Here is a 5,054-nt window from a genome sequence, read left to right as displayed (position 1 = left end):
GCGCCACGTGCTCGTCGGGGGCGAGGCGGAACAGGTGGGCGCGCAGCGGCGGTTCCACCGACAGGTCGAAGCCCTGCCCGGCGGCGTCGGCGAGGGCGGCGGGCAGGTGCGCCTCGTCGGTCTCGACGACGGGGAGGCGGGGCCGCGCGGCCGCCGGGTCGAGGATGTGCTGGCGCGGCGTGCCCGACGCGTCCGGGTAAATGGTCCGCAGCGGTTCGTGCCGGGCCACCACGTCGCCGAGGGCGGCGCGCAGCGCGTCATGGTCGACGCGGCCGGTGAGCCGCAGCGCGACCGGGATGTTGTAGGCCGCCGAGCGGGCGCCCTCGAACCGGTTGAGGAACCACAGGCGCCGCTGCGCGTACGACAGCGGGATCACCTCGGGCCGGTCCCGGCGGACGAGCGGGGGCCGGGCCCGCCCCTGCGCCTCGTCCAGCCGCCCGGCCAGCGCGGCGACCGTCGGCGCCTCGAACAGGGCCCGCACGGGCAGTTCGACGCCGAGCGCGGACCGGACCCGCCCGGCCAGGCGGACGGCGGTCAGCGAGTCGCCGCCGAGCGCGAAGAAGTCGTCGTCCGCGCCGACCCGGTCCAGGCCGAGGACCTGCGCGTACAGGTTGCACAGGATCTCCTCGCGCGGGGTGCGCGGGGCGCGGCCGGTGCCGGAGGGCGCCGTGGGCGCGGGCAGCGCGGCGCGGTCCAGCTTGCCGTTGGGGGTCTGCGGCAGTTCGTCCAGCACCACCAGCACGGCGGGGACGGCGTGGTCCGGCAGCGAGCGGCCCGCGAAGCGGCGCAGTTCCGCCTCGTCGACGGCGGCGCCGGGGGCGGGGACGACGTAGCCGACGAGGCGGCCGTCGCGGACCGCGGCCGCCGCCTGCGCCACCGTCTCGTGCGCCGTCAGCACGGCCTCGACCTCGCCGAGTTCGATGCGGATCCCGCGGATCTTCACCTGCTGGTCGACGCGGCCCAGGTAGTCGAGGGTGCCGTCGTCGCGCCACCGCACGAGGTCGCCCGTGCGGTACATCCGCTCGCCGGGCGGGCCGTAGGGGCAGGCGACGAACCGTTCGGCGGTCAGCGCGGGCCGCCCCAGGTAGCCGCGGGCCAGGAGGGGGCCCGCGACGTAGAGCTCTCCGGGGGTTCCGGGCGGCACCGGCCGCAGCGCGCCGTCCAGCACGTAGACGCGGGTGTTGCGGATCGGCGCGCCGATCGGCGGGACGGGCCCGTCCGGCAGCGGCCCGCTCATCGTGGCGCACACGGTCGTCTCGGTGGGGCCGTAGGCGTTGACCATGCGGCGGTCCGGGGCCCAGCGGGCGACCAGGCCGGGCGGGCACGCCTCGCCGGCGACCAGCAGGGTGCGCAGCCCGGCGAGGTCCTCGCACGGCACGGTGGCCAGGGCCGAGGGGGTGATGACGGCGTGGCTGACGGCCCGGTCGCGGATCAGGTCGCGCAGGCGTTCCCCGCCGTACACGTCCGGCGGGGCGACCACCATGGCGGCGCCGGAGCCGATCGCGGCCAGCCGTTCGAACACCGAGGCGTCGAAGCCGGGCGAGGCGAGCTGCAGGACGCGGGCGTCGGGCCCGACCGCCATGCCGTCGATCTGCGCGCGGGCCAGGCTCGCGATGCCCGCGTGGGTGACGACCACGCCCTTGGGGCGGCCGGTCGATCCGGAGGTGTAGATGACGTAGGCCGGGTGGTCCGGCCGCGGCGCCGTGCCGCCGCGCGGCGCGTCCGGGGCCTGGGCGTCGATCAGCGCGGCGGTGGCGGGGTCGTCCAGCAGGAGCAGGCCGGTGCCGGGCAGCCGGTCGGCGTGCCGCGACGTGCTGACCGTCAGGACGGGGCGCGCGTCGCCGAGCATGTGGGCGATGCGTTGCGGCGGGTACTCGGGGTCCACGGGCAGGAAGGCGGCCCCGGCCTTGCCCGCGGCGAGGGTCGCCGTGACCAGGTCGGCCGAGCGGGGCAGCGCCACCGCCACGATCCGCTCGGGTCCGGCGCCGCGGTCGGCCAGCACGCGGGCGAGCCGGTTCGCCGCCGCGTCGAGTTCGCCGTAGGTGAGGACGGTGTCCCCGTCGATGACGGCGGGGGCGTCGGGCCGCCGGGCCGCCTGCGCCTCGAACAGGCCGTGGATCGTGGCGTCGGCGACGGCGTCCGCGGTGTCGTTCCAGACGGTGAGGGTGCGGTGGCGTTCGTCCTCGGTGAGCAGGTCGGCGCGGCCGACGGGCCCGCCGGGGTCGGCGGCGAACGTCTCGACGAGCCGCCGCAGGCGGCCGAGCAGCCGGTCGGCGTCGCGGTCCCCGTACAGGTCGGGCCGGTGGTACAGGCGCAGGGTGAGCCGCGGGCCGGGTACGGCGGCCAGGGACAGCGGGTAGTGGGTGGCGTCGTGGGAGTCGACGCCGGTGACCCGCACGCCGTTGATCGCCGTGCCGGTGGCGGACGGGTCGTAGGGGTAGTTCTCCAGGACCGTGACGGTGTCGAAGACCGCCGCCTGCCCGGCCGCGCGCTGGATGTCGGTGAGGCCGAGGTGGTGGTGGGCCAGCAGTTCGACCTGCTCGTCCTGGACGCGTTCGAGGACGTCGGCGAACGAGTCGCCGGGCCGGGCCCGCACCCGCACCGGCACGGTGTTGACGAACAGCCCGATCATGGACTCGACGTCCGGCAGTTCGGCGGGGCGCCCGGAGACGGCCGCGCCGAACACCACGTCGTCGCGGCCGGTGAGGTGGGCGACGAGCAGGCCCCAGGCGCCCTGCAGCACGGTGCCCAGCGTGACGGCGTGCCTGCGCGCCAGCCGGGTGAGCTTCCTCGTCAGCGCCTCGTCCAGTTCGATCTCGGTGCGCCGCGGCATCGTCGCGGGGCGTCCGGCGGCCTCGGGCGCCACCAGGGTCGGGCCGTCGACGCCGGCGAGGGCGGCCGTCCAGGCGTCCGCGGCGGCGGCCCGGTCCTGGCGGGCGAGCCAGGCCAGGTAGTTCTTGTAGGGGGCGGGGCGCGGCAGGCCGGCGTCCTGCCCGCCCGCCGCGTACACCGCGAACAGCTCGGTGGCCAGCAGCGGCGTCGACCAGCCGTCCAGCAGGATGTGGTGGTTGGTGAGGACGAGGCGGTGCCGCTGCGCTCCGAGCCGCAGCAGCACGAACCGCAGCAGCGGCGGGTCGGTCAGGTCGAACGGGCGGGCCCGTTCGCGTTCGACGGCCGCGGCGGCCTCGGCGTCGGGGTCGGCGGCGCCGGTGAGGTCGAGCTCCGCCCAGGGCGTGTCGACGTGGCGCGGGATCACCTGGACCGGGCGGCTGAGGTCCTCGTGCCAGAACGCGGCGCGCAGGTTGGGATGGCGGCGCAGCAGGGTCTGCGCGGAGGCGCGCAGCACGGCCGCGTCCAGCGGGCCCTCCAGGTCGAGGACGAGCTGGGCGGTGTAGACGTCGGTGCCCGATGCGGTGCCGGCGTCGTGGAGCGCGTGGAAGAAGAACCCCTGCTGCAGCGGCGCCAGAGGCAGGATGTCCTCGATGTCGGACCGGGTCACTGCTGCTTCCTCCACGCGTCCTGGAGCTTGTCGATCTCCCCCTGGTCGAGGTCCACCAGCAGGTCGGACGGGGTGAACCCGCCGGCGGACGATCCGGCGGCGACGTGGGCGGCCAGGCCGCGCAGCGCGGTGGACCACGCCTCGGCCAGCTCGCGCACGTCGTCCTCGGCGAGCAGGCCGTCCGGCCAGGTCCAGGTGGCGTTCAGCTCGGGTCCGCCGGGCAGGTCGCGGGTGACCGCGTTGATCTCCACGGCGTGCGCCATCGGCATGCGCGGGTCCTCGCCCGGGGGCGTCTCCTCCGGCGCCAGGCTCCAGTCCGCGCCGTCGCCGCCGGGGGCGACGCGGCCCAGGTAGTTGAACGCCAGCTGCGCGGGCGGCAGGCCGGCCAGTTCTTCGGCCGCGGCCGGGTCGAGGTGGCGCAGCAGGCCGTAGCCGATGCCGTTGTCGGGGATCTCGCGGAGCTGCTCTTTGACCTTCTTCAACGCGGTGCCGAGGGCCGGGCCGCCCGCGCGGATCTCACCCGGCTCCACCGCGCCCGGGTCGAGCCGCACCGGGTGGATCGAGGTGAACCAGCCGACCGTCCGCGTGACGTCCACCCCGGGGATGACGTCCTCGCGGCCGTGCCCTTCGAGATCGACCAGCACGCTCGTGCCGCGGCCGCCGCGCCGCCGCCGGTACTGGACGGCGGCCAGGGCCAGCCCGGTGAGCAGCACGTCGCCCACGCGGCCGTGGAACGCGGCGGGCACGTCGGTCAGCAGCGGCGCGGTGACGTCGGCGGGCAGGGTGAGCGTCAGCGACCGGGCCCGCGCCGCGATGTCCGCGCGCGGGTCGAGCGGACGGTCGGCGATGCGCTGGTCGGGGCCGTCCACGATGTCGAGCCAGGTGTCCAGCTCGGCGGCGCGTTCGGGGTCGGAGGCGGAGGCGGTGAGCCGCTGCGCCCAGCGCCGGAACGACGTCCCGACGGGCTGCAGTTCGCCGCCCGCCCACGCGGTGACCAGGTCCGGCAGCAGGATGCGCCACGACACGCCGTCGACGACGAGGTGGTGCAGCATGACCAGGAGCCTGCCCTGCGCCGTGCCCGCGTCGAACCACACCAGCCGCGCGACCGCCCCGATGCGCGGGTCGAGCCGGTCGCGGGCGGCGTGGGCCTGCTCGGTGACGACGGCGGCGAGCTTGTCGGCGTCCAGCCCGGCCACGTCCACGCGGGTCACCTGGTCGGCGGCGCGCACGTCTCCGACCGGCCGGACCACGGGCCGCCACTCCCCGGGGCCGTCGCCGTTCCCGTCCACGTCGAGGCGGAGGCGGAGCATGTCGTGGTGGTCGAGGACCTTCTGCCAGGCGGCCGTCAGCCTGTCCAGGCCCAGGTCGGCGGGGGTGCGCAGCACCATGGACTGGTGGAACCCGGCGATCAGGGAGGCGTCGCCGCCCACCCGGTCCCGCAGCCACGCCACGATCGGCGTGACCGGCACCGGCCCGGTGCCCGTTCCCGGTGGTTCGGCTTCGACGGCGTCGGCGTCGGCGAGGGGGCGGGCGATGGCGGCGAGTTCTTCGACGG

Annotated in this window: 2 protein-coding genes; both read right to left on the bottom strand. The window is 76.6% G+C overall.

Annotation, left to right across the window (positions count from 1 at the left end; translation table 11 throughout):
- A partial coding sequence (locus ABD879_RS31965) for an amino acid adenylation domain-containing protein (protein WP_345025516.1) occupies positions 1–3,499 on the bottom strand: 3,499 nt, incomplete at its 3' end.
- On the bottom strand, positions 3,496–5,054 hold a 1,559-nt coding region (locus tag ABD879_RS31960), incomplete at its 5' end, for a condensation domain-containing protein (protein WP_345025515.1). The genes ABD879_RS31965 and ABD879_RS31960, both read right to left, overlap by 4 nt.

This window comes from Actinomadura keratinilytica (assembly GCF_039539665.1).
Lineage (GTDB): Bacteria > Actinomycetota > Actinomycetes > Streptosporangiales > Streptosporangiaceae > Spirillospora > Spirillospora keratinilytica.
This window is presented reverse-complemented; position numbering and strand designations above follow the sequence as displayed.